General features: G+C 64.3%; 16 protein-coding genes. 8 read left to right on the plus strand and 8 right to left on the minus strand.

The genetic code is table 11. From position 1 onward, the window contains the following. Positions 1-349: 349 nt before the first annotated feature. The 3 genes from ACGFH6_RS26270 to ACGFH6_RS26280 all read right to left on the minus strand — a co-directional run bounded on the left by ACGFH6_RS26270 (position 350) and on the right by ACGFH6_RS26280 (position 5846). The gene (locus ACGFH6_RS26270) at positions 350-4123 is read right to left on the minus strand and encodes a hypothetical protein (RefSeq protein ID WP_393388893.1); all 3774 of its coding nucleotides are present in this window, start codon (positions 4121-4123) and stop codon (positions 350-352) included. A gap of 1107 nt (positions 4124-5230) precedes the next feature. Further along, entirely contained in the window at positions 5231-5560 is a 330-nt protein-coding gene (locus ACGFH6_RS26275) for a hypothetical protein (protein WP_393388896.1), read from the minus strand. 25 nt (positions 5561-5585) lie between these two features. After that, on the minus strand, positions 5586-5846 hold the full coding sequence (locus ACGFH6_RS26280) for a hypothetical protein (protein WP_393388898.1): 261 nt from the start codon (positions 5844-5846) through the stop codon (positions 5586-5588). Positions 5847-6216: 370 nt separating this feature from the next. Between ACGFH6_RS26280 and ACGFH6_RS26285 the strand changes: the two genes are divergently transcribed. Together ACGFH6_RS26285 and ACGFH6_RS26290 are read left to right on the plus strand one after the other, a co-directional pair. After that, positions 6217-7602 carry a helix-turn-helix domain-containing protein gene (locus ACGFH6_RS26285; protein ID WP_393388901.1) on the plus strand — a complete coding sequence of 462 codons (1386 nt, stop codon included), beginning with the start codon at positions 6217-6219 and terminating at the stop codon, positions 7600-7602. After that, a complete protein-coding gene (locus tag ACGFH6_RS26290) occupies positions 7599-8489 on the plus strand; it encodes a phosphotransferase enzyme family protein (protein ID WP_393388903.1) in 891 nt (296 codons plus the stop codon). Before ACGFH6_RS26285 ends, ACGFH6_RS26290 begins: the two co-directional genes overlap by 4 nt. A 13-nt stretch (positions 8490-8502) precedes the next feature. Here ACGFH6_RS26290 and ACGFH6_RS26295 read toward each other — a convergent pair whose 3' ends face one another. Further along, a complete protein-coding gene (locus ACGFH6_RS26295; RefSeq protein ID WP_393388906.1) occupies positions 8503-9126 on the minus strand; it encodes an exonuclease domain-containing protein in 624 nt (207 codons plus the stop codon). Positions 9127-9290: 164 nt separating this feature from the next. Here ACGFH6_RS26295 and ACGFH6_RS26300 point away from each other — a divergent pair, with 164 nt between their 5' ends. Further along, positions 9291-13694, plus strand: coding sequence for a hypothetical protein (locus ACGFH6_RS26300; RefSeq protein WP_393388909.1), 4404 nt, complete (start codon positions 9291-9293; stop codon positions 13692-13694). A gap of 289 nt (positions 13695-13983) precedes the next feature. On the opposite strand, the gene ACGFH6_RS26305 is transcribed toward ACGFH6_RS26300, so the two are convergent. Next, entirely contained in the window at positions 13984-14517 is a 534-nt protein-coding gene (locus tag ACGFH6_RS26305; protein ID WP_393388911.1) for a hypothetical protein, read from the minus strand. A gap of 660 nt (positions 14518-15177) precedes the next feature. Between ACGFH6_RS26305 and ACGFH6_RS26310 the strand changes: the two genes are divergently transcribed. The 4 genes from ACGFH6_RS26310 (at position 15178) to ACGFH6_RS26325 (ending at position 19863) form a co-directional block, all read left to right on the plus strand. Then, positions 15178-15378 (plus strand): hypothetical protein, encoded by a 201-nt coding sequence (locus tag ACGFH6_RS26310; RefSeq protein WP_393388914.1) that lies wholly within the window; start codon positions 15178-15180, stop codon positions 15376-15378. Between the two features lie 606 nt (positions 15379-15984). Further along, complete coding sequence (locus ACGFH6_RS26315) at positions 15985-17178, plus strand: hypothetical protein (protein ID WP_393388916.1); 1194 nt, start codon at positions 15985-15987, stop codon at positions 17176-17178. After that, positions 17171-17863, plus strand: a complete 693-nt coding sequence (locus ACGFH6_RS26320; RefSeq protein WP_393388919.1) for a hypothetical protein — start codon at positions 17171-17173, stop codon at positions 17861-17863. The genes ACGFH6_RS26315 and ACGFH6_RS26320 overlap by 8 nt, the downstream gene beginning before the upstream one ends. A gap of 104 nt (positions 17864-17967) precedes the next feature. Then, positions 17968-19863 carry a hypothetical protein gene (locus ACGFH6_RS26325; protein WP_393388922.1) on the plus strand — a complete coding sequence of 632 codons (1896 nt, stop codon included), beginning with the start codon at positions 17968-17970 and terminating at the stop codon, positions 19861-19863. Positions 19864-21383: 1520 nt separating this feature from the next. Here the strand turns inward: ACGFH6_RS26325 and ACGFH6_RS26330 are convergent. Both ACGFH6_RS26330 and ACGFH6_RS26335 read right to left on the minus strand, forming a co-directional pair. Then, positions 21384-21962 (minus strand): dihydrofolate reductase family protein, encoded by a 579-nt coding sequence (locus tag ACGFH6_RS26330; RefSeq protein ID WP_393388925.1) that lies wholly within the window; start codon positions 21960-21962, stop codon positions 21384-21386. Positions 21963-22028: 66 nt separating this feature from the next. Further along, a complete protein-coding gene (locus tag ACGFH6_RS26335; RefSeq protein ID WP_393388928.1) occupies positions 22029-22904 on the minus strand; it encodes an AraC family transcriptional regulator in 876 nt (291 codons plus the stop codon). A gap of 179 nt (positions 22905-23083) precedes the next feature. Here ACGFH6_RS26335 and ACGFH6_RS26340 point away from each other — a divergent pair, with 179 nt between their 5' ends. After that, positions 23084-24391 carry an adenylate/guanylate cyclase domain-containing protein gene (locus tag ACGFH6_RS26340; RefSeq protein WP_393388930.1) on the plus strand — a complete coding sequence of 436 codons (1308 nt, stop codon included), beginning with the start codon at positions 23084-23086 and terminating at the stop codon, positions 24389-24391. Between the two features lie 91 nt (positions 24392-24482). Here the strand turns inward: ACGFH6_RS26340 and ACGFH6_RS26345 are convergent, their stop codons facing one another. Then, positions 24483-26954 (minus strand): DUF4132 domain-containing protein, encoded by a 2472-nt coding sequence (locus tag ACGFH6_RS26345; protein ID WP_393388932.1) that lies wholly within the window; start codon positions 26952-26954, stop codon positions 24483-24485. Between the last annotated feature and the right edge of the window lies 1 nt (position 26955).

A 26955-nucleotide genomic window follows, 5' to 3' on the forward strand; every position in this document is an offset into this window, starting at 1 on the left:
TCCTGCGTCCCATTAAGGTTGACCGCGGAACTGGGCGAAGGTCCAAGAGCGTCGTCTTCCGTCGCTCCGACCGCAGGGCAAACAGGAGCATTGCGGCTAGGCCCACCGTCGAGGCGGCGGACCGTCCACTGATGCTCGTCATGTCGTAGTGCGAATTCAAGCCGCCGATCATCATGCTGAGACTTCGAACGCAGCAAGCCGTCAGACGGTCGGGGGGGCGACGTCGGCGGAAGTGAGGTCGGCGCGGTGGCGGAGCCAGGTGGAGAGGGTGCCGTAGCGGCGAGAAGACCGTCAGATCGTCGGAGGTCTGGCCCGCCAGCGTGTGTGAGCCATTAGGTCGGGTCCGCGCTCACTCTAGTCCCTTGCGGAACCGCTCCGCGCTCAAGTCGTTGCGACGAGCATCTCGATCGTATGACCGTGCAACACCGCGCAGCACAGCGGCGGCGCGTGGAGCGACGTCAGAGATCTTGACAGCGTCAGTTTCGTACTTCGCCTTCAAGTCACGTTCCCGCTCGCCACCTTCCTCAAGTCCACGCGTTGTCACGCCGCGGCCGTTAACAATCGCCAGGTACAGCCCAGACTCGATCTCGTCGCTTTGCCGCTCTTCGAGGAAGTCCCTGACAACCTCGCCTGGCCAGACTCCATCGGCATCCGGTGGAGTTCGGACTAGAACCTCGCCAAGGTTGCGCAGCCCATGTCCTGCGCGTCCGGTCGTCTCGAGGTTCGCGACCATGCCATCAGTCCAAGATCGCAGCGATTCCGCGTCCATGACTCCGTCAGTGAGGCCCGGCGGCTCGTTCCATGCTCGCAAGAGGTCGTGCGCGTTCCTAGCCATGCGAGCTCGTTGCTGCTCCTGTTCTGGAGTGCGCTGCTCGTCGGCATCGTCAGCAGCCCGGTAGACACTGCTGATCATCAGCGCAAAGAAGTCTGGATCGGTCGCGAGTGCTCGGGACAGGGTTGGGACCACCGGCTCGTGCCCAAGCGCACCAAGGAACGCCCACTCAAGACTTGCGACTCGGTCAGTGCCGAGGAATGCAACGTTCGCTTCGAGCCGCGTGACAAGCTCGTTGAAGTCGTGGTCACGCAAGCCCGAGGAACGGATTTGGTCCTGATCCTGCAGCAGGGACTCTAGCCCCTCGGCGATGAGCGTTGCTTCCAGTTCAGAGTCAAGCACCTCGCGTCGTGAGTAGATCCCTAGGAACTGCAGGGCATCGCCATGTCGACCGACGCCCATGAGGGCCCGCGCGACGATCTCCACATCTGCGAATTCGCCGCCAAGGCCGGCGTAATTGAAGTGCCGCCAAAACTCGTCATGTACCGCGTCGTCCTCAGCAGCCTTCTCCCAGGCGGCAGGGTGATCACGAGTTGCAAGCAGCAGCGTGGCTCGCTGTTCGGGTGCCGCCGCCGCTTGAGTGGCTAGCAACTCGTTGGCCCACTGCCAACCGGAGGCTTGAAAGCGCCGTTGAAAGTAGGCGAAGGCGAACTGACTCCTTGCCCGGTCGTCGGTAGCGAGAAGTGTGAACACCTCGTAGTCGAGTGAGGGATCGGCCGCAGCCACGGCGTAACCCACCGCTCCTGGCAGTTGTACACTCCGGGCCAAGGTTGTAGCTGCCTCGACGCCGCCTTCGCGAACAATCTCGCCTGCAGCCTCGTCGCGGCGCTCCTGAAGGGCTTCCTCGTATGCAGCATGGTCTGCGCGGCGGCTCAGAGCCCCGAGATGCGGAGTCCAGCCATCAAAGAGATGCGCATGTACTTCGGTTGCCGAAGTTGGCGCGAACCCAGCAGCGACCGCCTCGAGCTGGGTGAGGTCTTCTTCTGGTAGCGCCCACTGAGCTGTGGCGAACTCTCGATGATCGCCGATCAGCTTCTGCATCTGCTCCCACAGCTTGATAGCTCCGGTTGCATCCATCGAGCCAGACGTATGCAAGGACGCGATCGAGTCCCGTAGCATCTCGCGTCCGTGAGGCGGCAGGTCCGAATAGCCATCGACCAATGCCGTCCACCGCTCGTGGGACGTGCCTGCATCGTCGAGCATGCGGGTCAGTACCGCAATGGTGAAGTCATGCCATTCGGCATTCGTGACTCTGACATGCGCTGGCTTCCAGTCTCGGTAGTGCGGACTGGCCGTTGGAAAGTGGACCCCATGAAGCGTGGGCAACAGGCTCTTGAGAAGGCGCCAGGTCGTGTCCGGATAGCGCTTTCTCATTACGTCAATAACCGCCACCCGCCGTTCCACTGAAACGGAATTCTCGGGTTGCCACGGACAGAATATGTCGGTCAGACTCTTGGCGGGTCGGTTGCTGTATCGGCCCCCGGGGTCCAGTTGGTCAAGCCGAGCTAACAGGTCGATAGCTCCGCCGAAGTAGTCACCGCTCCAGGCGAGTGTTTCAAGTGCCCAAAGCAGGTGTGTATGGGGCGACCCAGCGAAGAACGAGTCGGTAGCAGACTGATCTGTGAACAGCTTCGCCAGCAACGAGTCTGGCTGAGCGAGCGTATTCGCAAGAGCCTTGGTGAACTGGTCGGGAGCCGCTTCGGCCAAGAGAGGCAACATCGGTGTCAGCGACTGCCAGCCGTGGCCGCTCTCATCCCCATTGGCTGCCTCAAGCAGTTGTCTCACGAGATACGCGGCCCATTCCGAACCTGTCACGCCCTCTACCGAAGCGCGTTCACCGAAGACAGCGAGCAGCGCCAGCGTCTCACTGAGTCCCTTGAACAATGCTGAAGAATACTCGCGCTTCTTGCCCTCAATCGACGCGCGCCACCACCGAGAGTCCTCGGGAAGATCGAGCGCCGGGTCGATCTCACCAATGACCTTCGCGACAGCGGGCTCAAGCCTCTTGAGATCATCCGCGGTAAGAGATGCCGACAACAGCATCCACGCGTCCATGTCTGACACAAGGTGCCATTCATTCCCAACGCCCGTTAAGAACGGGTCGTCGCCAGCGGCTAGCGCAACACATTGTTCTCGCAACTCTTCATACGTCAGGCCCGAAAGATCCTCCGCAATCGCGCGATCACCTTTGCTGGCATCAGACCATGAACCGAGCATGAGCATCGCTCGAACTGCGCGAGTGATTGACGGCGCGGCCCACGCGGGCTGCACAAGCGCTGGCTTCTTGGCAAGCCGACGGCGCAGGGCGGTTTGGCTTCGGCGAGCGAGTCGCCCCAGCTCATCCGCCCGATCCTGCGACTCCAGCCCTGCCGCCCGGAGCGCCTCGCTGACACCCTTCGCGTCGAGCGAGTCCAGCTCGATGTCGACGTGCGGGCCGCCGGCGGTCACGGGCACGATCACGGTGTGCGCGCAGTCCGGAAGGACTTCGGTTGCAAAGTCCGGATCAGCCACAACCAGCACCAGAGGCTGCTGAGCCTCGAGGAGGCCACGCCACGTGGTCCGGTCGTCTACGAAGGCCAGCCGGGCAAGGAACTGACCGTCACCTTTAGCGTCCTGGTTCACAGCTGCTGCGGCGACGAATGCGCACACGTCGTCCAAAGATGCGCCTGCGACCGTCAGGGTGCCGCCACCGGCACCGAGGAGGCTAGTCACGGCGGCATTGCGGCCGGCTAACACGACGTCAGGCGTCAGCTCCGGCGATGTCTGAGAACTCCAGGTCGTCCACCATGTCAGACCTGCCCGGAGTCCATGTGGGTTGAGGCCCATCTCTCTGGACACCCATGCCCACGTGACGGCTGCGCTCTGTAGCCAAGTCTCGATGTCATCCAGACCAAGTGCCCGGACCGATTGCCAGGTGCCCTCGGCAGTTCTGGTTGCGGCCCAATCATCGCGAGCAGTCCACGGACGAAGGATTGCCTCGACGTATGTCGTCTGACGGGGTGGCGTGCCGCCTGGGGTGGAATGACGCTTCTCGTAATCATTGTCCGCCTTCACTCCTGGGCTTCCGTCCACTGACAGTTCCCAAACTGAGTAGCCTTGCGGAACCCAGGCGTTCCCATTGACGGCTCTGACGGAACCGTCCCACCCCCCGGCGGCCACACCGTCGCCTGCTGGCATCCCGAGCGACACAATCCCAGGCGTAGTCTCGAGAATCAGTTGCCGCACAAGCCGGGGAAACTCACCCTTGGAGACAAGCTGATCTGCCCAGCCCTTCAGCTTCTGCCGGTCCACGTAACCGGGTTTCGACACTACGCCTTAGCTCCCCACTGTCTGATCTGGAATCGAGCAGCGGCGCCGCATGTCATTTGCGTCGTACTCGGTGCGAGGCGATCCTCGGACCACTCGCATGCTCAGTATGCATGCAACTGTCACGATCAGCGCTCACATTGCGCTCGAAGTCGGGCAGAACGCCCCGGCCAACCATGGCCCAAGAGGGATTAGCTTAGATGTGACACTCGGTGAGGTCTGTTCGACTCGTGAGAGAGGCTGATCTCCAGCGGTGATTGCCGGCCGTGACCGGCGATTCCCGCCGCGTCTCGTGACGGCTCGCCCTTCGCCGACCGTTCGCACGGCGAGGATGTGCGGCCGCTAAAGGTACCCGGCCTATTCCCGAGCACGGCCTTTGCTGCGCCGCCCATCAGGAGGGATGAGGCGCCGCCTGGCTGAACCCAGATCTACCTACCTCGAGACCTGCTTCTGCCGCATCGGACACCCTTCGGGTCGCCGTCTGTTCGGCCGCTGAAGTTGCTGTGGGCAAATTCCTGCTCCGTCACAGCTCCGTGAGACGTTGCCAGACGGCGGTCATTGCTGAGCATCAATGAAAGACATAACCGCAGGTCAGAGCCCACTTTCGGTACATACACCGCTCGGTGCCCGCACATGTGGAAGAGATCTACACCATCTTCGAAGGCACCTCGGAGATCCAGCGTTTGGTCATCGCCCGAGCGATCTCCGGGATGCGGATCAGGTAGTCCGGCCCACGCGCGCTACGCAGGCGCTCCGTCGCTCCGCTCCTCCCGCGCCTGCTACGCGCGCTCCCACCCACCCCCGGCTCATCGCCGTCCTTCCCCTTGCCGGCTACCGCCGTCGGTGCGCGCTGCCGCGCGGGCGATCGCTCCGTAGTGGCGGCGGACCGGGATAGCCGAGCAGGCCCCTGGACGGAGCTCGCTGGGCGCGGCGTTGGACCTGCACACGGTGTGCGCCGTGGTCGCGTCCGCTCAGGGGCACCGCCAGCTTTGGGGAAGGAACGCCATCCCGACGTGATCGGGTGGTGCTCCCGCTGGAGCGGCGGAACGGACGTGGGGTGCAGGGGACTTGAGGAGAACGAGGGATGTCCCCTCAGCACGTCCGCTCCGCCGGATTGGTGGCGATCAGGACCTCGTGGTTGCAGTGGTGCAGGTGGTCTCTGATCTGAGCCGGATGCCCGAGGACGGCGAGGTGGTGCAGTGTCGGAACAACGAGCGGCTGTCCGTCGGACTCCAGGAGCGATTCGAGGAGGTCGAACGCCGCGTTGGGCGGTCCCGGCTCTCCGACGTACACCTTGGTGAGGTGAAGCCCGTGCTCGTCTGCGAGCGCCAGCAGTTCTCGGCAGATGGCGAGGAGTTCGCCGGTGTTGCGTACGAAGGACATGGAGATCAAGCCGAGGGCTGGGGTCGCCGACATGTGCATCACTCGTTCCTTACGGCCGCGGTGTCTAGCCGCCAACCACGATCGTGATGCCATTCGACTCAAGGCGTTGTTTCACCGACGACGGATCGCCCGCGACCTCGAGATGCTGGACATCGGGCGTGATGATCATTCGCCGTGCTTCCTGCATCACGACTGCGAGCAGATCGTGGAAGGCTTCGGGCGATGTCTCAATCTCTTCGACGTGAATCGCGACGAGCTGCACACCACGAGTCTGAGCGGCTTCGACGATGAGCTTCCGAGCGTTCGCCAACTCGGTTTCGTTCATGAGGAAGTGCTTCCGGATATAGCCGTACGCCCGCATGGCGTCGCCTCGCTCGTGGTGATCCGTATCTGGAAGAGTGCTAGTCATCTGTCCCACCGCCGTGTCATTCGTTGCGGCCGGACAGGTCTCGCACCACGTCCGTGACCATTGGGATGGTCAGGCCCGCGGTCAGGCAGATCACGATGAACAGTGGCGTCGTCATGGTGGGCGTCCTTTGTCCGTGGATGTAACACTCTGTGTCCACACCATGGCGCTGTGATGGCGGCCACCACTACAGGCTGTGCTCATCGAGCCGACCTATCGGCCGAGCCGATAGACGCACCGGATGCGCTCGGGCTAACTTCACAGAGCCGCCTAGAGACAAGGAGTGACGATGACGGCAACGCTGCCGCAGCTCGACTCCTCATGGTGGGATCAAGCGGAGCTGCGTCCTGTCCTGGCGTCGCGTGACGTGGCGGGCATCTTCCGCTGGCTGCAGCGGCACGGCTGGAGTCAGACACAAATCGGAGCCCGCACCTATCAATCCCAGGGCGAGGTCTCAGAGATCCTGAACGGCCGTCAGGTCAAGGCGTACGACGTCCTTGAACGTATCGCCGACGCTTTCGAGATTCCGCGCGGACGGATGGGGCTCGCATACAGCACACCTGGCCGAGGGGAGAGCGACAAGTCGAGTGAACTGACCAGCGACGATCGCCGGAACTTCGCCGGTGCGGTGGCGAGCGTCGCGTTCGGTTCGGTCAATGACCAGGCACGGAAGTGGCTACCCGAATTGCCGGACAGTGTGGCCGCAGTACCGGCTGTGATCACCGAATCTGACGTCGAACAAGTGGCGTCGATGACCCTGGAGTTCCGAAAGCTCGATCAGCGTTATGGCGGGGGAGCGGCGGTTGACGCGGCCCGCGGCTTCTATGGGTACGCACGGCGGATGATCCACTCGACCGCGGACCAACGCACCCACCGGGACCTCAAGGTGTCTCTGGCGGATTTCAGCAGCATGCTCGGTTGGTCGTTCCATGACATCGGCGATCAAGCGGCGGCTCGACGTTTCCTGATGAACGCTCTCGTGCTCGCAAAGGATGCCGACGAGCCTTCGCTCGCGGCCTCGATCCTGTACCGGCTCGGTCGGGTCAGCATGCAAGAAGCGCAACCAGTCGAGGCACTCAAGATGCTCCAGCTCGGCCAACTCGCTGCACAGGACGCGGGGGATCCAGCCGAGGTCGCACGACTGCACGCCAACGAAGCGCTCGCCTACGCGATGCTCGGCAAGCACGATCATGTCCTCGACGCACTCGCTCGTGCGGAACATGAGATGGGCCGTGCCGACAAGAGCCGGGTGTCACCGTGGACGACGCTGTACTTCACGCCAGGCGACTACACCGGGCATCAGGCGCTGGTGTACAACTCACTATCTGGCTACTCAAAGGACGGGACACAAGCCCGCCAGTACGCCGTACGCGCCGTCGAATTCGCGCAACAGGCCATAACCGAGTCCGGCCCCGACAGATCGCGCCGAAGCCGCACCTTCGACCGAATCATCTTGTCGACGAACCTGCTGCGTACGAACGAACTGGACGCCGGCGTCGACATAGCTCGCGATGTGATCAACGAAGCCCAAGTCCTCCGCAGTGGCCGTGGCCTCAGCCGCCTTGCGGAGATCGGCACCGCAGCCTCACACCATTCCAGTAGCTCCGACGCCGTGGACTTGCTCCACCAGCTCGAATCCGTCCGCACAACCGCGCCGAAGGCCCTCACCGCATGACGAACCTGTCCCCAGAGCTCGACCAGCGGCTCAAGCACGCCCTCAAGGGAATCTGCCAAGAAGCGGGCCTTCTCCCGGACGAAGCCGAACTCATCAAGTACACGAACAACGCCGTGTACCGACTTCCCAGCCAAGGCGTCGTCGTCAGGTTCGGCGCAGGCGACCTCGCCAGCCAACGCGCCGACCACGTCGCACGAATCGCCACCTGGCTCGAGCAGCATGATGCGCCGGCCGTCAGGCTCGCTCCAGATCTCACCCAACCCGTCCTGTTCGAGAACTACTCGGCCACCATCTGGCAGCTCCTCGAAGGCAGCAACCCCGCGTGGACCGGCGCTGCGCTGGCAGCACCATTGCTCGGCTGGCACAAACTCGAACCGATGCCCAACCTCAAGCCCTGGGACCCGTTCAGCAGCGCGCGCAGCCGCCTCGCCATGGCCGACGGCCTAACCGCCGACGACCACGCCTGGCTCACCGAGCAGTGGGCCAATACCGAAGCCGACTACCGCGCCCTCACACCGGATCTTCAGATGGGCCTGCTCCACGGCGACGCCTACATCGGCAACCTGCTGCGAGAACCCACAGGCCGCTTCGTCCTCTGCGACTTCGACGGCACCAGCATCGGTCCGTTCGCCTACGACCTCGTAGTAGCCGCCGTCAGCGCCCTCCGCTTCGGTGCGACGCAAGACCACGAAGCCCTAGCCACCACCTACGGCCTGGACGTCACCACGCTGTCCTCCTGGCCGACCCTCCGCCGCATCCGCGAATTGGTCCTAGTCACCAGCGTCATCACCGACCTCCGCAACCGCCCCGACATCGCCAAGGTCCACGCCCATCGGCTGGCCACCCTCAGGTCGGGTGCCAACGAGCTGTGGCACCGCTACAAGTAGTTGTACGCGTCGGTTAGAACAGGGTCGCGGCTGGTTCCTCGCCTGCGGTAGCTGTCGTGGACTTACGGACTGTGGCATCCATCAGTTCGGCGAGTGTGCGCGGCTCGCGGCCGGGAGGCGTCGCCAAATGGGAGAGGAGCCGGGCGCAGACGAGCGCGTCGTAGGTCGCGCGATGCGGCACCAGGTCGGCCGGAAGGCCTCTATCTAGGCCGAACGCGTCGACAAGCGCTCCGAGTTTGTAGGAGGCGCGGCCGGGAACAAGCCGCCGAGCTAGCTTGAGGGTGTCCAGGACTTGTGCGGGTTCGAAGCCGGGCAGTTCGCGGCCGAGCACGCCGAGATCGACGCCGGCGTTGTGGGCAACAAACACCTTGTCGCTCAGCGCCTGGCGCAGTTCTGCCTCGATGCGGACGACGGTCGGAGCGTCTGCGAGCTGGTCGTCGGTGATCTTGTGGATGCGTCGCGCCATTGCAGTGATCGGCCGAGGCGGCCGGACCAGCCAGTTCTTCGCTTGGCCGATCAAGCCGTCCTTGATCGCCACAATCGAGATCTCGACGAGATCCGGTGGGTGCTGTCCGTTGCCCTCGACATCGACGACGGCGTAGTCGTACGCCGTCCACGAGTCAGTAGGTTGCGCCACTATTCGTCGCCTCCCTCCGATAGGTCGTGCCGCCGCGGTCTTAGGCGTGGGCGGTTGCGAGCCGCCAGCTCCTCGTCGGAGACAGCAGGCGACGGTCAGGACGGCGGAGCCGTCGGCATACTTGAGCCGTCAGCAGTGCAGCTGAGTTGGAGGGACTAGATATCGTGTCTGCCTTGCCGGGTGGTGATGCCGACAAGTGGGGCAACCGCTACGAGGGACTGTGGACGCTGCTTCGGCTGTGCGACGTCATCGAGGGACGCGCCTCGAGTATCCGGATAGAGCCGCCAGGCCCGGAAGGCGACGGCGTTGAGTTCGTCGTCCACGAACTCAACGGCGTGACCACCGGAGATCAGGTGAAGTCGACACCGCAGCCTTGGTCGGTCCACCGGTTGGTCAGCAACGGCGTCCTGTCATCGATCGCGCAACGGCTGGCTACCGGCGGGCACGTCAACCTGGTCGTGGAATCAGGCGCGCGTGAGCTGGACAGCCTCACTAGGCGTGCCCGGAAGGCCAAGAGTGCCACCGAGTTCGTCGACACCGTCATCACCGACAAGGAGCAAGGACACCTCGCAGCCATCGCGACGCACTGGGGTGTCGACAACGACCTCGCCTGGGAGATGCTGGCGCGAATCAACGTCCGACACCAGCCAGCATCCGGCCTCGAGACGTCGCTGGGGGTGCGGGTCGACGCCCTGATCGGAGGAGACCCAGCCGACGCGATCGACTGGCTCAGAGGATGGATCGATCACCAGACCCAGCAGACCCTGACCGGACCGATCATCCGACAGGCGCTGGAAGGTGCCGGTTTCCACCTCAGCCTCCTGCGCGACGACAAGGGAGCGCTGTTGGAGCTGGAGCAGACAGTCGAACGAGCGGAGCGCCGGGTTGCCCACGCCCGACCACGCGTGCAGGTCGAGACGCCACATGCCACTCGGCTGCGTGAGCTGCTCTCGGTGACCGAAGGGCCGCGAGTGATCGTGGTCCACGGCCGTGCCGGCTCGGGCAAGTCGAAGACTGCGTTCGAAGCAGTCGAGCAGCTGCACAAAGACCGCTGGTACGCAGCGGTCGTGCGGATGGACGGCAAGGAGGTGGAGGAGTTGACAGCGGCTGGTCTCGGCAAGGCCAGCGGCCTCAGCCGGTCGCCAGCCACGCTGCTCGGGGGGATGGTGACCGGTGATGATCCAGACCTAAGAGCAGTCTTGTTGATCGACCAGCTCGACGCAGTCAGTGAGTACAGCGGCCGGATGCCGAGCGCATTCGAAGCCGTCGAGGAGGTACTCCACCAGGCCCGGGAGTTCCCCGCATTGCGAGTCATCTTGGTTGTGCGGACGGTCGATCTGCAGCAAGACGGAAGGATCGGCCAACTCCTCAGCGATGAGGCGAGGGTGACCGCGCTGGAGCTCACCCTACTGGAACCCGACGAACTGCGTCAGGCACTCAACCAGGCCAACATCAACACGTCGACCATGCCAGACGTCACGCTCCAACTGCTCCGCGTGCCTCTGCATCTAGCCGTGTTCCTGAAGCTGTCGACCGCGGCCCAAGCTGAGGCGTACGCAACCCTCCCAGCGCTCTACGACCGCTACACGAAGGACGTCCGTACCACCCTCGACCGCGATCGCCCCACCCTGGATTGGGCCAGGCTGACCTCAACCCTGGTCCAGGCCATGAGCGATGCGCAGCGTCTGCGGGTTCCCGAGGCAGTCGTCGACGATCTCCCACCGACCGACATCAGCACGCTGGTCTCACTGGGCATCCTTGAGACGGATGGGTCGGAAGTCTGGTTCTTTCACGAGACCTATTTCGATTACCTGTTCGCGCGCAACTTCGCCAAGAGCGGACGAGACCTGCACTCCTTCCTCGTCGGCGAAGGCCAGGCTCTCTTCCGCCGAGCTCAGACCCGTCAGGTGCTCGACTACCTCACATCCACGCCCGGCAAGTTCCGAGCGACCGTGGTCGAGCTCCTCACAAGCCAGCAGATCCGTCCACACATCAAAGAGGTCGTCGCAGGTGTGCTGCGACAGCACAAGCCAACGCCGGCAGACTGGGATGCGCTCGAGCCTGTAGCGTTCGGTGCCGATTCGGGCGCGGCCGCGCGTGCGATCTCGCTGCTCTCCTTCCCGGGCTGGTTCGACGCGGCCGACTCGGCAGGCCGGATCGAGGCGTTCCTCGCTGATCCCGGCAAGGTTGACGCGGTCGTTCGACAGATGACGTTTCTCCGCGATGAGTTCGGTGCTCGGTTGTCCGAGCTGCTCCTGCCGTACGTTGGCACCACCCCCGAGTGGCGGGAGCGATTTCGGATGGTCGCCCAGTGGGCGATGAACTCTCAGATGGTCGACCTGATGGTTGCCCTGCTGTCGGCTGGCGAGCTGGATGACCTGCCGGGAGCGATTGCCTCCAATGCCGACCTCTTCACCGATCTCTACGGTCTGCATCACGACAACCCTGCAGGCGCTGCGCGAGTGATCGCAGCAGCGGTGAACCGGGCCGTGAGCCGGGCCGCCGGCATCGGTGAAACGGATCCATTCGAAGCTGGCTTTTTGCCCGACCACAGCCCGGGTGGCGACCGCGTGATCGTGGAGGTCGCATTAGCCGCACCGGAGACATACCTCAACGAGTTGCTGACGACCGTGACGGGCATGATCGAGGCTGAAGCGGTCGAGCCGGCGAACGGTGCCTTGCGTTGGTCGGTGAAGTGGGGACGCTCGTCGCCTGGTGGCCGTGACGGGCTTCCTGGAGCCCTGTACGGGGGACTTGACGCGGCGCTGCGAAAGGTCGCCGCCACCGACCCTGCGGCGGCTATCTCCGCGGTCGCGCCGCTCGCAGAGTCCGACGTCGAGGAGCTTCGGTGGCTGGCGTGCCGCACCTACCAGTGCCTGGACAGTCACGAGGTTGGTCTGTCGTTCCTGCTGGCCGACCAACGCAACCTCAGTCTCGGCTACCGCGACAACCGGCGGTGGACGAGCCGGGAACTGGTCGAGCGCGTTGCAGCCTCCTGCTCCGATGAGCAATTGGCAGACCTCGTCGACGCTTTGACGAACTACACCGCCTGGTGGGCCCAAGACCCTGACGGCGAAGAGTGGCGAGAGCGAGGTTCTTACGAGCTGCTAACCGCGATCCCGGCCGACCGCCGCCAGCGTGATGTCGCGCAACGCATCGCCAGCCTTGAGGCGAAGTATTCGGACCTCGAGGTCGAGCCACCCAAGCCGCTGACGATGGCACCGATGATCGGATCGCCGATCCCTGAAGAAGACTCCAAGAACCTAACCGACGAAGAGTGGCTTCGGGCGATAGGCGACTACCCCGAGCTCCTGAGCACGAATATGCGCGGAGGCGCCTCCCAACTGGCGGCGCAAATTGGGCGCCGAGCAAGCGAGCAGCCAGTCCGCTTCGCCGAACTCGCGCTCAAACTCGATCAGTCAGCACCAGTCGTACACCTACAGCGGATCATCTCCGCCATCGCAGGATCCGTTGACCTCGGTCTGCTGTCTCAGGTCTGCCTACACGCCCACGACATCGCCGGCGCCGAGGTATTGCGCGTCATCTACGACGCCATTCAGAACGTCGCCGCCGCGGACGACCGACTGTTGACCTTGCTCGAGAAAGGCGCAGAGTACGAGGTCGGCAGGCACGACCCGTACGAGTCCGGCAACGACATACTCACGGCTGGCATCAACTCGATTCCGGGAGCGGCAGCGCGCGCGATCGCCACGCTGTGGTTCGCCGGAGACGAACACGGCGAGCGGCTCACTCCTACTCTTGAGAAACTAGCGACCGCCGACTCCGTCGCCACTCGAGCCATGGCCTCCGAGGCCGCGGCCGCGTTGCTCAACCACAATCGAGCCAAGGCACTCGACATCGCAGACGCACTTCTGCAGGGACCAATCGACGACATGATCCGAGCCGTCACGGTTCGCGACCTGCTGATCTACAGCTTCATTCGCGACCCGGAAAGGTTCGCGCCACATCTCCTTCGGGCGCTGAACGGCTCGGCTGACGGGGCTCGCCAAGCTGGCCAGATCTGGGCGATGGCCCTCGTCCAAGACCGACTCGGAGACTCGCTCCCGGCCACGGTCAGCAGCCTGTCAGCAGCCGCCCGCAGAGGCGCGGCAGAGGCGCTCGCGAGCCACCCTCTCAGTGCCCTCGACAGTCTCACGGCTCTCCTGAGCGAGGCTAACCCCGAGATCCGAGCCGCAGCTGCGCCAGCCGTCGGCGCACTCGCCACCGCCGAGGATGGCCTCGCCGAGGAACTGCTCGCACGCTTCCTGGCGTCAGCCGCCTTCGCAGATCACCACGAGGAGGCCATCAGGGCCCTCGCCAAGCGGACACAGGTTTTGCCACCGTCGACTCTCCTCGCCTGTGAGCGAGTCGTTCAAGCTGCTGGCCCAGACATCGGCAACATCGCCACGGCTCCCGCGCGAATGGCCCAGGACCTCAGTCGGCTGGTGCTCCGGCTCTATCGGCAAAGCGACGCAGCCGAGGAACGCGAACGCTGTCTCGACCTGATCGACCAGCTGACCGAATGGCGCGCCTACGGCCTGGCAGAACTCATCGACGACCAGCGGTGACACATTCGAGCGGAGGCTGAAAGGGAAAGCAGGATCAGGATGCCGTCGTTGCCCTCCGTCGTATGCGGCTCAGGACGATGCCTCTCCTGGTCCAGGTCAGAGATCTGCCCCAGCACCACGTTCAAGAGGTTGTTATCGGCAAATTCCTGCTCCGTCACAGCTCTGTGAGAGGCTGACAAACGATGGTCAGCACTATCACCGACGAGAGACAAACCTGCACGTCGGAGGGCGGATTAGCCCATTGGCGAGGAAGCCACGGCCGATCGAAAGAGTTTGATCCGGGCGGTGCTTAGTTGTCTCTGTCGTCGAAGGGGCCACTGATCAACTCCATGAACTCGTGCCCCTTCGGCTTGGTTCGCCGAGCCCTGACTCCGGTCTCGGTCATCATCGTCCGTAGCGGAAGGTCGTCGATGAGGCCGCGCGACGTCAGGTCGACGTTCAGGGTGTCGATGAACGCCTCGTCATCTGCCCACGCAGGGAACGCTGACTTAACGACTGCCAGCAGACTCCCACCGGGCCAGGGCAGGCCGCGCTGCTCGAAGCACGACGGCGGGTTGGCCGCGAGCCGAAGAAGTGCGATATGCGACGATGTCAATTCGTCGACGTAACGCAGGAATATCGCTCGCTTGTCCGCGTCGAGACTGTCACCGGCGCCGACGTTGAACAGAGCGTTCTGGAGGGCGCAGTGCTTGGCGGCGGCCGATGTTGCGGTGGCGATCCGCGCAGCGGCTACCGCGGCATCATAGAACGCGGGGTCGTCCGCAAGGTCCTGCGCTTCCAGGCCATCCACGCGTTGGCCGAGCAGCTCGACGACTTCGGCCATCTCCTCCATCCATCCGCGCGTTCGGTTCTCTTGGGTTGCCGAGAAGTAGGCGGAGAGCGTCGCTGCTAGGAGGCTTCCGGCGAATGGAATCGCCCCAAGTCCGCCTTCCAACGCAACCTCAACTATCGCGCGTTTGTTTGACTTCTCCTCAGGAAGGTCGGGAACTTGCCGATTCAACAGTGCCTCCGGAGTCAGTTGATCAGCACACTCTATTGTGGTGCCGGTAATCGCGTGGTGCAACGCGGCCGGTGCTCGCGCCGGCCGTGCTTCCGCGCTATGAGCCGCACCTAGCATCTGTAGATGGGATCTGGCTTCTCGTGGCACTTCCAACCGCTTTCATTGCCCTTCTACATCCCCCGAACCGTTCTGTTCGCTCACCAGCCAACCTCGGCGACGGCGTGGGTGCTGACTCAATGAAGGCGAGCATGAGGACTGAATCCGCGTTGCGCGACTGGCGGTTGGGATCCGTCCAAGCCGAGCGGCTGTGTGCGGGACTGCTCGAGATCAGCGGGTACTCCAACGTCGATCCGCAGGCGACGCGCGGTGGCCCTGATGGCAAGAAGGACATCACCGCTAGACAGGATGGCAAACCGGTCGTGGCGGCTGGCTACTTCCCGCCGACTGAGCCATCCTTCAGGCAGATCCGAGCCAAGTACATTCGTGATCGCGACGGTGTTGCGATCAGCGGGGCTTCAGGGCTTCGTGTTCTTCGTCAACCAGCAGCTGACTCTGGGCCAGCGCAACTCACTGCGGACGCTCGGGAGCATCGTCGTGACGAGCCTAAGGGAATCGCAGTTCGGCAACGGCCCGCGGCCAGGAAAACTGTGTGACTCCGACTCGAGCGACGTGAAGCGTGTCTGATACGGCACAAGACACTCTAGGTTCCAATGTGGAAATACCTGTGGTCAGGGATCCCCGGCCGGCAAACTGATGAGCCACCGCCCAGCTGCGGCCGTCACACGGGTCCTAGGGTGACCGGAACCACGACGAGCCCGGCCCTCGATAGGCCCTGGCATCCAGGTTCGTCGCCGTGTCGCACTAACCAGATGGTGACGCGATCGCAGACAGCTCGGGAGCCCAGATCTCCTCTGTTGGAAGCTGCTGCTCAGAGAACGCATTATCTTCACGACACGATCCCGATGCAGGAGGCCTGGGCCCGAACCTGAGTTCGCGGTGATGGGCGGTCATCGCGGTGCCTGATTCGACAATCTGTCCAGGAGAGATCGGCAAATGGCCGGCGTCACGGGCCGTTCGAGATGGCGACACTCCCAGTTGCGGTAACGGAGAGTCGCGGCTTGCGATATGAAGGTAGGTGTGGTCGACGGCGCTCGTTGTCAGTTGCGAGTCTCCGCTCACCAGCCGCCGAGTCAGGGGGAACTGTGCACATTACGGAGCTGGCCGGAGCGACGCCACAGTCGTGGCGATGGATCACAACCATCGCGTCGAGACGGCTCACCGGAACCGCGAATGATGCTCGCTGAGCCAGCGCTCCTGTTCGGCCGGTTCGAGCAGGATTCCCTCACCAAGGGTGGCGCCCGCGAGCGCTTCCAGATGCTTGTCAGCGATTTGGTGAAGGTGCAGCATCCGTTGGCGTCGACGGTGGAGGGGTCAGGCGGACGGGACTGGGGGATCGACACCTACGTCGGACAGCTGAGTCCAGGCGATGAGATCTTTGTGTGGCAGTCGAAGTTCATCCTTGAATGGCTCGACAAGACGCCACAGGGTCAGATCCGGGATTCGTTCAAACAGATCATCAAGCAGGCCGAGCTGAACGGCTTCACTCTGAGGTCGTGGACCTTGTGCGTTCCCTGCGATCTGCCACCGGATCAACAGAAGTGGTTCGATGGCTGGTCGGCCAAGATGCGGCGTGATCACGGAGTGCGGGTCTCGCTGTGGAATGGGACTGAGCTTCGCCACCAGCTCATGCGGGAAGATGCTCACCATGTGCGTGCGGAGTACCTGCCGCACACAGTCCCCCCGACACTGACCGGTGTGGAAAGCGCCCAGCCGACCGCTCCTGTGCTGACCACCGACGACTATCAGCAGTTCGACAGCGCGCTCTTTGTCCGCCAGCTCGAGGCCGCGGGGCACGGTGAAACCGATGCCGCTCGTGGCTTGTTCTTCGCGACGGAGGCGTTGTTTCGTGACTATACAGCGAAGGGTGATCTGAGCGCTCTCGCCGCACTGGAGGAGCTTCATCTCGACATCCACAGCATTTGGGAATCAAGTTTCAATTCGGAGAGCCACTCCGCCGATGCCAACGGGCGAATGGCACGTCTGTTCGCGCTGGTCATGTCCGGCGCCGAGGCCAGTCCTGATCCGGAGCAGCTACGGCTCCGGCCAGTGCACAAGAAAGGCGCTGTCCACAGGCTTGTAGAGGCTGCTCGGGCAGGTTGGGTTACTCACTGGCGGCAGATTGCGCTGGAACACCAAGGTGCTGAAGAAGACATAGCTGCAACAGCTGGTGAGACTGCCACAGCACCTGTGGCTGCAGCGGCGCAGACACTAGTTGCCGTCAGTCAGAGGACAGATGCGGGCCCGCCTGTGGCGTCTGCGGACCTGACTCAGGGGCCGTCCGATCAGTTCGCTGAACTCCGCGCTCCCGACGGTTCGTCTGGGGTCACTGACCAAGCCGGATCGCCTGGTGATTCTCGTGGCTGATCACGTGATGGACGTTGATGACGCGACGCTCATGTCGCCAGTGCCCAACGTGCCGGAGAATCGGGATGTCTTCCGGATGGCACGGTTGCTGCTGCTTCTCGACGTGGCACGTACTCGAGGGCGAGACGTGCCAACTATCGATCGCCTTGGTTACTACGAGTTCCTGGCCGACAGTCCGTTCATCGTGGTTCAAGGAGATGGCCAGCGCGACGACGCGGATCGTCTCGCACTCGAGTTGGCTGGCTTCACGGCGACGCAGTTGGCATATGCGAGTTCGGGACAGCGCTTCGCGTCGAGACGTCGACGGCTGCAATACGACCTGGCGAGACTCCTCTCGTATGGGCTGGTCGCGATCGGCGCGCGAGGCTTCGTCGTCACAACCGCAGGTGCGGAGATGGCGGCCAACCTGAACTCGGTCTATGCCGACGCATACCGCGTCTCAGCTGAGGTCATCCTTCGCAGGCTCGCGCCGAAGTCCAATGTCGCTCTCGAGGCCGACGTGAACAAGTGGCTCGGCGAGTCGTGGCTCCTGATCGACTTCCTCGACGACGTCGCCGAGACCGCCGCACCAACTGCCGCCGGCAGTACCTCTCAGCAACCGAATCGAGCAAACCGCGGGCCGTCGGGTCTAAAGGTTGAGCAGGCGCGCAATGGAACAGACGAAATCGAGGGGTCAGAGCAGTGAGCACGGGAATCAGAGTCAATGAGCTACGACTCGCCGGCGCTACTGGCAGCGAAGCGACGTACGGGGTCTCCTTCAGGTCGCACCCGAGCGGGGCGTTCCGTCCGTTGTCGATCATCGCTGGACTGAGTCAGACCGGCAAGACCAGCGTCATCGACTTCATCAGTTACTGCCTCGGTGGCAAGCAACATCCCCAACATCCCGAGATCGTGGAGGCCGTTCGCGCGGCGCTCGTCGAGTTCGAGTTGAACGGGCAGGCCACGACGGTAGAGCGCAGTGCGATCGGCGCCGCGTCGAAGTTCGCGTCTGTGTGGCAAGCTGGAATGGCAGAACTCGCCACCGCGTCCGAACTCAGGATCCCTGCCGAACCGGTGGGAGATCCGGACGGGCTGTCACAGTTCGTGCTAGCTGCCTGCGACCTCAGTGGTATCGAGTTGCCAGAAGCACCCACCCAGTCGGATTCGGCGACAGACCTGCTGAGCATTCGAGACCTCTTTCGGGTCATGTTTGTGCCCAACGAGAGACTCGACAACAAGAACCTGGTGTTCGAACAGTCGAACTTCATGGTCAGGCAGAAGTTCAGCCAGACCATCGACGTGATGTTCGGTGTACTCGACGTCGAGGGTGCCGGCATCGGGGCACGGTATCGAGCCGCTCGAGACGCGGCGCGCGCGGCGGCGCAGACCGCCGTGTCGCTTCGGCGCCTGGCAGACTCCGACTATCCACGGGGACCACTGCTTCTGGCGCAGGACAGTGAACGGGCTCGGGCGGAGCTGGCGGAGCTACAACGCCAATTGGTGCGGATCGATCAAGAACGGCGATCGACCGATACGGCATCGCGAAGTCTGCGAGTGGCCCTCCAAGAGGCGCAGGACCGTTCGAGCCAAGCGGCGGTTCGGGTGCGTGACCGACGAAGTCTGTTGGCACGTCTCGGTGCGCTACGTGGGCAGTATGCGGACGACCAGCGCAAGTTGAACTTCCTTCGTGATGCGGAGCGTCTCTTCGATCCATTGCAGGTCGTGGCTTGTCCCGTGTGTCTCAACGATTTGGACACGCCACCGTCTGTAGAGCAAGGGATCTGCAGCATGTGCGGCCATCATGCAGATGGCAATGCCTCGTCGGTGAACGGAGCGAGCGGTGAGTCGGCGGTCGAGGCTCCCGAAGGGGTTGCGGTGCTTGAAGCCGAGCTACGGGCCGTCTCGAAGCGTTTGACCAGCCTCAATGCCTACTACGAGCGCCTTGATGCACATCTTCGGGTCCTGGTTGACGAGAGCATTGCGGCTGACGAGGCTGCACTGGAGGCAGCTGCTGCCGTCGACGCCGTAACGGACAGCCCGGCACCATGGTTGGCGCTGCGCGATGACATCACGCGAAGGATCGCCGAAGCTCGGCTGGCGATGCAAGCAGCGGATGCAGGACGTAGCCTATGGCAACGCGTCGACGACGCAGAGAGCAACAGAGACCGCTTGGAAGAAGAAGCACGTCGGATCAACAGCCAACGGCGGGAGCTCAAGGCGCGGCCCGATCGCGGTGCAATAGTCAGCGCGCTGTCAGGCCGATTCGGCGAGATCCTCTCGGACATCCGATATCCGAAGCTGAGCGGACCGTTCCTGGACAACAACCTCGTCCCACACGTTCGAGGTCTTTCGTACACAGATGCAAGTAGTGGAGGGCGGGTGCTCATCAGCCTCGCATGGCACCTTGCTCTCTGGGAGATCGCGCACGAACGTGACGCGGCCGCTCCGGGACTGCTCGTGATTGACAGCCCGCAGAAGAACCTTGGTCATGGCGCTGTTGCAGGGGATCCCGAGTTTGCCGACAGCGCCCTGGTCGAGAACTTCTACAATCACGCACGCACCTGGCTCCGGGGCGATGGACTCGGAGCGCAGCTCATCGTGGTCGACAACTCTCCTCCAGATAGCGTCTCCGGCGACATCGTCGTTCGCTACACCAGGGACCCAGACGTCGAGCCATACGGTCTCATCACCACGGCAACTAGTTAGGTCGATTTGGGGACAAGTGCCTGGGTCCGAGCCGACCTGGTCTCTGGTGCCGTCGGTCTGGCTTGGCCATTCGCTACTGTCGTCGATCCGGTCGAGTTCGGCGTCGTGTCAGAAGACGCGCCGCACGTGCTTGGGGTGGCCAACTCTGCGGTTGGGGTCTGCCGTGGCGACCTACTGGATGCCGACGTTGCCGGCCGCTACGTGCGGAGCACCTGTGGCTCTCGTTGTCGAGGTACTGGCTCAGATGACTCATTCCCGCGGCTTCGCATTCCGCCGCCGCAGTCCGAGCCGGGCCGCCCGAGGCACGCACGCCGCTGATCGAAATGTCGATGCTTCGGGGGCCAACAACGCAGGAATCAACCGCTGGGTCGCAGGTCGCTCAAGTGTCCACGGGCAGTTCGGCAGACAAGTGCTCGACGCCCTGTCGAACTTCGGCGCGCGACCGCCAGGCCTCTAAGCGGTGTCAACTATGTGCTACCTCAGTCGGACGAGAGTGCAGCGCCGATGGCACGCTGGAGTGCGCTGCCCGGCTGACGCTTGACCGGCAGTGCCCTTGCGATCGTCACACAGACCATCTGTCGACTGAGATCGCGATGCTGCCGGCCGCACAAGTGTGCCCGCGCAGGTCGACCTCGGTGAGTGGTGAACGCGGACCTGTTTGGTCACGGGCACATCGGTCGTTCGACCTCCCTCACAGGTCCTTAAGGTTGCTGTAGGCAAGTACCTGCTCCGTCACAGCTCCGTGGGACGATGCCAAACGACGATCATGGCCGAGCAAGGCTGGGAGAGAAACGCGCAGGTCAGACTCAGATTTGCCGCCTGCGGCGCGAAATGTCCGCGGGGCTGGAAGAGATCTACACCATCTTCGAAGGCACCTCCGAAATCCAGCGCTTGGTGATCGCACGAGCCATCTCCGGGATGCGGATCAGGTAGCACGTCCCACGCGCGCTATGCAGGCGCTTCGTCGCTCCGCTCCTCCCGCGCCTGCTACGTGCGCTCCCACCCACCCCGGCTCAGCGCCGTCCTTTCCTTGCCGGCTGACGCCGGCGACCTGCGGGCTGCCGCTCGCGGTGCGCGCTGCCGCGCGGGCGCAGTTCCGTGGCGGCGGTGGACCGTGATAGCCGAGAAGCCCCCGGACAGAGCCCGCTGGGCGTGCTGCTGCGTCCAGCGTGCGGGGTGTGCGTCAAGCCATGTCTGTTGAGGGGCAGGAGTAGCGGTGGCGTCGGCTCCGGTATGACACCCGCTTGGAGGGGCGCAGGCTTCTACACGAATTTCGTCGTACGGCCACGCCCTGAGCGTCGTGGACTGGCCCGGGCGCTGGAAGCGATCGTGTGTCAGCTCTTGAGAAAGGTACGACGGAACCGGCAACCAGTGATCTTGGGTTGAGCTTGCCGCAGGTGGGGTGCTGGGGCGGATCGGCGTGGACTGCCAGACCAGCGACAGCGATGCGCAAACGCAACTGGAGGCCCGATCTTGTGTCACGGTCGCAGTGGACCTCTTCGCGTACCCGCTCGGGTCGGTCAACGGCGGACCTGATAGCGCAGGTGGAGCACTCGGTTGCCGTGAATCACGTCGGGATCCTCCAGCAGGTGCTGGGCGTCGACTGACCCGAAGTAGCGCTTGCCGGATCCGAACACGACGGGTACGACGTCCATGCGCACCTCGTCGATCAGGCCAGCGGCAAGCACCTGGCCACCGACGTCGCCGGCGGCGACCTCGACTACGCGGTCACCGGCAAGCTCCTGCGCCTTGGCCATGGCCGCCTCGACGCCGTCGACGAAGTGGAACGGCGCCTCGGGGTCCCAGCCCGCGGGCGCCGGACGGTGCGTCACGACGACCACGTGGTCGATCCCGGCCGGAGGCTTCCCGTCCCAGCCGTCGGTCATGTCGAAGACGTGGCGGCCGGCGACTGTCACCCCGATCTGGTCCCAGTACGCCCGGGTGTAGTCGTAGGAGGTCTGCGACACCTTCACGTAGCCACTCTCGTCCAACGGGACGTCACCGCTGGTCAACCAGTCGAACAGCGGTCCAGGCTGGTCATTCTCGTCCGCGACGAAGCCGTCCACCGACACCGAGCTGTACATGACTACCTTGCCCACGGGGCTCTCCTCTGCTTTGGGGTTCTCCCAAATTAGCGTGCCGTGAGCTGTCGCTCTTGTAAGAAATCAATCGGCCGGCAGCGGCCAGCCGTCCAGCGTGTGGCCGGGATGTTCGCGCAGGAACCGCCGCCGGACTTCGACGTACTGGGTCGGCGTGAGCCCGGTGAACGCGCGGAACTCGTGGCCGAAGTGGGCCTGGTCGAAGTAGCCTGCGCGACCGGCGAGGTCGCCCCAGTCGATCGGTCCCGCGGGGTCGATCGCGAACACGGTGGCGGTGAAGCGGCAGGTGCGGGCCAGCCGCTTCGGCGTGACGCCGATGACCTCCTTGAACCGCTGTGCCAGATGAGTGCCGCTGACACCGGCTGCCAGACTCAGGTCGCCGATCGCCACGGCCCCACCGGTCGCCGCGATGACCCGGCTCGTATGGCGGACCAGCCCCAATCCGGCGGTCTCGCACAGCCGTCGCATCAGCTCCTCCTCGAGCAGCGTCAGCATCTCCTGCGGCCCGTCCGCCGTAGCCATCCGGTCTCGCAGCTCAGCAACGGCGGCCCGGCTCCAAACCTGCTCTATCGTCACCGGTCGGTCACAGAGCTCGGCCACAGGCATCGGCACGAACGGCGCCAACCCCCACGGCTTGAAGTGCACCCCGACGGACCGGGTCCGCAGCGGGTAGCCGAACTCCAACACGCGAGTAGGCATGCTGACCACGCAACCGTCGCCATACTCGGCCGTCTCGATCTCAGCGCCGGCGCGGATCCGGAACGGCGCTCCGAGGTTGACGACAAGCAACGCCGACGGACTCGGCGGCAGCGTCAGCCGGGCATACGGCGGCGCACCCTCCAGGTAGTAGATGTCGCCGATCAGCCCGTCCAGCGGCGGTCGCGGCGGTCTGGACACGTACTCCATGCCCACAGCATCGCCGACGCCCCGCCTGCATCGCATGCCGGGATGGTGCAGCCGCGCTGCCGCCAGCATCGAGCCAGCGCCGGGAGGGGCACCAGCTTGACGGGTTCAGAAAGGCGGGCATTCGGACATGATGTGCATTCGCGTCCTGCTCGGTTGGCTCGGTGGGGTCTGCTGCGGAGGATGTCCCGGGGGGATTGCGCGCATACGATCCTGCTGTGACCGGGTCCTGGTCCCAGGCTGGCGCCCGCGGGCGTGGCCCGGGGCGGACTGTCGTTCGCCGGTTGGAGCGGCTCGGTGATCTCGGCGCTCGGCCGGAAGACACTCACGACGAGCGGCTCCGACAGGGCACGCTGATCTTCTCGTCGCTGCTGATCACGGCGATCTCCACGATCTGGGTGACGACGTACCTCGCCTACGGCGACCCGGTCTCGGCGGCGATCCCGGGCTTCTACCAGGTGGTCACCGTCATCGGGCTGGTAATCCTGGCCCGGACGCGGCGTTTCGCCACGTTCCGCACCACGCAACTGCTGGCGTTTCTGGTGCTGCCGGCCTTGCTGCAGGTCTCACTCGGCGGCTTCGTGGCCTCGAGCGCGATGATCCTCTGGGCGGTGTTCACGCCACTGGCGGCGCTCGCGCTGCTTGGTATCCGGCGCTCCGTGCCGTGGCTGGTGGCGTTCTTCGTCGAGTTGGCCGCTCTCGCCCTGCTTGATTCCCGGCTCGCACAGTCCCCGACGGGGCTGCCACCCGGCTTCGAGGTCACGTTCCTGGTGCTGAACATCGCGGGCGTCATGGTGAGCTCGTACGTGATGCTCGGCTACTTCGTGGAGCAACGGGAGCGAGTCCATCGGGACCTCGAGATCGAGCGGGAGCGTTCGGAGCGGCTTCTGCTCAATGTGCTGCCGGAGCCGATCGCCGAGCGTCTCAAGGCAGCGCCGGGGGTGATCGCGGAACACTACGACGCGGTGAGCGTGCTCTTCGCCGACATCGCCGGCTTCACGGAGCGATCGGCGGTGATGGCGGCGGCGGACGTCGTGAGGCTGCTGGACCAGGTGTTCTCTGCGTTCGACCGGATCGCCGACGCCGAGGGGGTCGAGAAGATCAAGACGATCGGCGACGCGTACATGCTGGTCGGCGGCCTGCCGAACCCGCGGCCGGACCACCTCGCCGCGGTCGCCCGTACGGCGCTGGCCCTGCGCGACGAGGTCGCCCGGATCGCAGCCCTGCCAGGGCAGGACTGGCTTGCGGTTCGGATCGGGATCGACACAGGCCCAGTGGTGGCCGGCGTGATCGGCCGCCGCAAGTTCATCTACGACCTCTGGGGCGACACCGTGAACACTGCCAGCAGAATGGAGTCCCACGGCCAACCCGGCCAAATCCAGATCACCGGCCGGGTAGCAGCCGCCCTTGGCCCAGACTTCGCCGTCCGACCCCGCGGCACCATCGAAGTCAAGGGAAAGGGCCCAATGCAGACCTTCTTCCTCGATCGGCTGGAGCACCCGCCGGCGTCACAGCAGTCTCCGTAGAACGCGCCGAGCTCTCGCTGCTCCACGGCGGCCGGGTCGCCGGTTCTGCAGCCCAACGCAGTCGTCGCCGGGTCGAGCAGACGGTGTCGAGCTAGTGGTGGTTGATCTGGGCTGTGATCGTGGTGTCTTTGATTTTGGTGTCGTTTGCCAGGAGGAACGCCTTGCTGAGGACCAGGCTGAGGACGGGGTCGTCGTCGAAGGGGAGGAAGAGTTTGCCGGCCCGGGGGTCGCGGGCGGCGACGATGCAGAGGTACTGGTCGTTCGGTGACATGAGGATGTTGCCGCTGCCCAGATGGATGCGGTAGGTGCGTAGGTCGCCGCGCACTGTGAGGTAGCGATCCTCGAGTTCACACCGGTCGGCGATGGCAAGACGCGGTACGAGTTGTGCGAGGACGTCGCGGCGGATCTCGCCTGCAGCAGACAGTGTGCCGAAGCCGTAGGTGTGCCAGTACGTGTCGAACTGGCGCTCTGCTCCGCGGTCGAGCCACTCCGGATCGGCTCCGATCGATGTCACCGCGACGAACAGGTCGACGTCACGCATCGCTTCGGTGAGGATCAGTGGCGGCACATCGGCGAGTTCGATCGAGTCATCGCTGTGGAGATCGACGAATCGCACCTGATCGCTGGTGCAGTACGGGTAGAGATCGCTCGCGGTCGGTTCGTGATCGATGATCGGGTCGAAGAAGAACTCGGCACGGATCCCGGCGGTGTCGAAGGTTCGCCGCGCGACTCCGTGGTCGATGCCGTCGTCCCACCACGCGACGGCAACCGGCGTCCACCCGCGCCCTTTCATCAACGCGCGAGCCTGGACCTGCCCGAAGATGTGGCTGGCGAAGCGGTTCGAGTACACGCGGGTCTGCTCCTCGGCGGGCGTGAGCACGTAGAGCTCGCGGAACGCCTGCTTGAGTGGCTGAACGACGTGCTGCTCGAGGAGATGGGCTCGCCAGGAGCGAACCTCGTCCGCGGTCGCGTGGATCGGGTGCCAGAGCCGCACCTCCGCATCAAGCGGAATCGCGACCTGCCGGCCCGAACTGGTGACCGCGGTCGCGGCATCGCGTGGAACTCCGACGATGCTGTCTCCTTGCGGTGTGCTGAACTCCCAGACCAGCGTGCGTGTCAGTCGGCCGGTGATCGGATGGTCCAGGTACCAGGTGCGCCACTCGTCGATCGGCCAACGACGGTCCAGGGACATCAGCCCGTCGAGCCGCAGGCGCTCGCCGGCGATCGTCTTGCGGATCGCCTTGAGGTCGGCGCGGACCGCGGCAAGCGTTTCGGCGTCAGCCTGCTTCACATCCGCCGGAACCGACTTCCGTGGCGTCTGGTTCTCGTCGAGGTAGACAAGTGATGCAGTTCGTCCGTCCACGACGATCAGGGCGGACCCTCGCGACAGCGATACGAGGCGTTCGCCATCCTTGTCGAGATCATGTGTTTCGACAGCGCGTTCCAGCAGTTGCTCGCGTGTCATTCCCTGCGCAGCGGCCAGCGCGTCGATGGCCTTGCGGATCTGTTTCAGCAGCGTCCCGTGCCGAACGGAACGCTCGAGCGCGAGCAGTTCAGTGATGGACGCCGGGGCGCCGATATCGGCCATCGCCTGCGCTGATCCGTTGGCGAGTCGCAGGCTTCGTGGACTGCCGAACTGACCTCCGATCACGGTCACACTCTTGATGGCAAGGCGCCGGAGTTGCGGCAGGAGCGCCGGATCCCCGAGAAGCCCGGCGATCGCGACAACTCCACACAGGAAGGCCTCGTTGCCTGCGGTGGCGTATCGCGTCACGGTGTAGGCCCGATCGCCGTGGCCGTACTCCGTGTTGGTCTCGGCCGCGTCGAGGGCAGCATCGAGGAGCGCGCCGACCAGAGCCGCGGGCCGGGACAACTGGCCGCGAACGCGGCCGGCCTCGGCGAGCCACTTCTTCGAAGGTCGACCGCTTGGGGGATACGCCGCAAGGAGATCGAGCGCCGTCGCACGTGTGCCGATCGATTCCTGTACCTCGGGTCCGAGATCGGGCAGGGGTACCCGGGTGTCGGCCGCCTCGAACGCGGCTCGCAGCCGAGGGCCGATGTCATCACCATCGTCGATCAAGTCGACGCGGATTCCATCACTGGGGCCTACGAGCTTGCGCAGCCTGGTCGCGGTGGCTGCGTCTCGAACCCCTTCGGCCGCACGCCCGAGCAGCGGTTTCAGCCGGTCCTGCTCCGCGTCGGGCAGCGCAGCGTAGGCGTGCTCGATGTGCCGGCTCATCAGGCGGAGGCACTCGCTGTTCCACCACCGCTCCGACTGCCCGACCTGCGCAAGCGGCGGAGTCAGCAACCGCTCCATATGCTCCGCCGACAGCTCGACGCGCTTCCGCGCGATCACCGATAGCAGCTGGACGCTGCGATAACTGTCTATCCGGTCGAAGACGCTGAGAATGCAGTCCCGCCGAAGCGCGTCCGAGCCCCGCAGGATCGCTTGAACCTGCGGCAGCGCCCGAGCTTCCGGCCCGGGCATCCACGACCGACTGCTGAGGGCCTGCAGCGCAGCCGCCACCATCGCGGCTGCCCCACCATCGATTGACTGCGCCACG

Origin of the sequence: Kribbella sp. NPDC049227 (assembly GCF_043197265.1) — a bacterium.
Classification (GTDB): Bacteria; Actinomycetota; Actinomycetes; order Propionibacteriales; family Kribbellaceae; genus Kribbella.

Coding starts and splice junctions, on each gene's coding strand:
- ACGFH6_RS26285 (WP_393388901.1), top strand. CDS start 6,217: ATGACGGCAACGCTGCCGCAGCTCGACTCCTCATGGTGGGATCAAGCG.
- ACGFH6_RS26290 (WP_393388903.1), top strand. CDS start 7,599: ATGACGAACCTGTCCCCAGAGCTCGACCAGCGGCTCAAGCACGCCCTC.
- ACGFH6_RS26275 (WP_393388896.1), bottom strand. CDS start 5,560: ATGCACATGTCGGCGACCCCAGCCCTCGGCTTGATCTCCATGTCCTTC.
- ACGFH6_RS26335 (WP_393388928.1), bottom strand. CDS start 22,904: ATGCGATGCAGGCGGGGCGTCGGCGATGCTGTGGGCATGGAGTACGTG.
- ACGFH6_RS26280 (WP_393388898.1), bottom strand. CDS start 5,846: ATGAACGAAACCGAGTTGGCGAACGCTCGGAAGCTCATCGTCGAAGCC.
- ACGFH6_RS26305 (WP_393388911.1), bottom strand. CDS start 14,517: ATGGCCGAAGTCGTCGAGCTGCTCGGCCAACGCGTGGATGGCCTGGAA.
- ACGFH6_RS26315 (WP_393388916.1), top strand. CDS start 15,985: ATGATGCTCGCTGAGCCAGCGCTCCTGTTCGGCCGGTTCGAGCAGGAT.